Source organism: Pontiella sp. (assembly GCF_041622395.1).
In the GTDB taxonomy this organism is placed as follows: Bacteria; Verrucomicrobiota; Kiritimatiellia; order Kiritimatiellales; family Pontiellaceae; genus Pontiella.
Genome location: NZ_JBFJYW010000395.1, coordinates 1 through 2,577, shown reverse-complemented (window position 1 = coordinate 2,577; position 2,577 = coordinate 1). Strand labels below are relative to the sequence as shown.

Below are 2,577 nucleotides of genomic sequence, written 5' to 3'. Positions count from 1 at the left end.
GTTGCCTCTGCGTCCTTTGCGCTCTCTTGTGGCCAATATTTCCATTCGCAGGGAGTCTCCGTGTTTAGATGCCGGCGCGCCGCGTTGGCGAGCGAGCCTGCGCCGGTGGACACCACCAAAAAGCCCCTCCCTGGAAAGGGAGTCCAGGGAGGGGCGGAGCAGAGGCTTTTGACGGCCCCTAGGAGGAGAGAGAGGCTGCGTTTCCGCAGCGGTCTACTAGCCTTGGAAGGCCTTAACGTAGAGTTCCTTGAGCTCGCTGATCAGCGGGTAGCGCGGGTTGGCACCGGTGCACTGGTCGTCGAACGCATCCTCGGCGAGCTGGTCGAGATTGGCCATGAAGACCTTTTCGTCGACCCCGGCTTCCTTGATGCTCATCGGGATGTTGAGCTTTTTCTTCAAGTCGTCGATCGCCTTGATCAGCAGCTTGACCTTGGAATCGTCCGTGGTGCCGCCGAGCTGGAGATAGTCGGCCACGCGGGCGTAGCGCTCCTTGGCGGTCGGCCAGCTGTACTGCGAGAACGCCGCCTGCTTGATCGGATTGTCCGTGGCGTTGAACTTGATGACCTCGTTGATCATCAGCGCATTCGCCATGCCGTGCGGCAGGTGGTAGGCCGCGCCGAGCTTGTGCGCCATCGAGTGGCAGATGCCCAGGAAGGCATTGGCAAAGCTCATGCCGGCGAGCGTCGCGGCATAGTGTACCTTTTCGCGCGCCTTGCGGTCGCCCGTGGCATAGGACTCCGGCAGATACTTGAACAGCAAGCGTAGGGCTTCGAGCGCCTGCGGATTGGTGAACTCGGAGCTGATGATGCTAACCATCGCTTCGAGCGCATGGGTCACGGCGTCGATCCCGCCGAACGCGGTGAGCGATTTCGGCATGCCCATCACCAGTTCCGGATCGCAGATGGCCATGTCCGGCGTCAGGGCATAGTCGGCGATCGGATATTTCGCGCCGGTCTTGTCGTCGGTCACGACGGCGAACGGGGTGACTTCCGAGCCGGTGCCGCTGGTGGTCGGGATGCAGACCATCTTGGCTTTCTTGCCGAGTTCCGGGAAGGTGCAGATGCGTTTGCGGATATCCATGAAGCGCATCGCCAGATCCTCGAACTTGGTTTCCGGGCTCTCGTACATCAGCCACATGATCTTGGCCGCATCCATCGGCGAGCCGCCGCCGAGGGCGATGATGACGTCGGGCCGGTAGCCGTTCATCATTTTGAGGCCGGCCTTGACGGTGCTCAGATCGGGATCGGGCTTGACCTGGTGGAAGATCTCGAAGTCGATCTTGATGCAGTCGAGCGCGTCGGTCACCTTCTTGACCAGGCCGAGGTCGAGCAGCGCCTTGTCGGTCACGATCATGGCGCGCTTGCTGCCGGCGAGGTCCTTGAGGGCGATCGGCAGGCAGCCATACTTGAAGTAGATGTTTTTGGGCACATTGAACCACAAGGTGTTTTCACGGCGCTCGGCGACGGTTTTGACGTTCATCAGGTGTTTGACTCCCACGTTTTCGCTGACAGAGTTTCCGCCCCAGCTTCCGCAGCCCAGGGTCAAAGAAGGTTCGAGTTTAAAGTTGTACAGGTCGCCGATCGCGCCCTGCGAGCTGGGCGTGTTGACCAGGATGCGTCCGGTCTTCATCTTTGCGCCGAACTCGGCGATGCGGTCCGCGTTGAGCGGATCGGTGTAGAGCACGGACGTGTGCCCGATACCGCCGGCGGAGACCAGCGCTTCGGCCTTGTCCACGCCCTCGGCAAAGTCGGAGGCCTTGTAGAGCCCCAGCACCGGGCTGAGCTTTTCATAGGAAAACGGCTCTTCGGGGCCGATCTTCGTGGCTTCGCCGATCAGGACCTTGGTCTCTTCCTTCACCTTGACGCCCGCCAACTCGGCGATCTTCGCGGCCGGCTGGCCCACGATCTTGGCGTTGAGGTGGCCGTCGATCATGATGGTTTCGCCGACCTTCTTTTTCTGGGCGGCGGTCAGGATCGTGGCCCCGCGCTTGATGAACTCCTCCTTCACTTCGTCGTAGACGGAGTCGACCACGACCACGCTCTGCTCGGATGCGCAGATGACGCCGTTATCGAAGGTCTTGGAAATCAGGATGCTGTTGACCGCGGTCTTGATGCAGGCGGTTTCGTCGATGAGTGCCGGCGTGTTGCCCGCCCCAACGCCGAGCGCCGGCTTGCCGGAGCTGTAGGCCGCCTTCACCATGCCCGGGCCGCCCGTGGCCAGAATCAGCGCGATGTCCGGATGGCTCATCAGCGCGTTGCTCAGTTCGACGGACGGGGTTTCGATGCAATCGATCAGCCCGACCGGTGCGCCGGCCTCTTCCGCCGCCTTGCGAACCAGCATGGCGGCCTCGGACGTGCAGCCTTTGGCGCGGGGATGCGGCGAGAAAATTATGCCGTTACGGGTTTTCAGCGAAATCAGCGCCTTGAAGATGGCGGTGGAGGTCGGGTTGGTGGTCGGGACAACGCCGGCGATAATGCCGATCGGTTCCGCGATCTTGGTGATCCCGTAGGTCTCGTCGCGCTCCAGCACGCCGCAGGTCTTCATGTCTTTGTACTTGTTGTAAATGAACTCGGAAGC

Annotated in this window: 1 protein-coding gene; it reads right to left on the bottom strand. The window is 61.5% G+C overall.

The features are described from left to right. Nucleotides 1–216 precede the first annotated feature (216 nt). On the bottom strand, nucleotides 217–2,577 hold a 2,361-nt coding region (gene adhE, locus ABYO54_RS15950; RefSeq protein ID WP_372809222.1), incomplete at its 5' end, for a bifunctional acetaldehyde-CoA/alcohol dehydrogenase.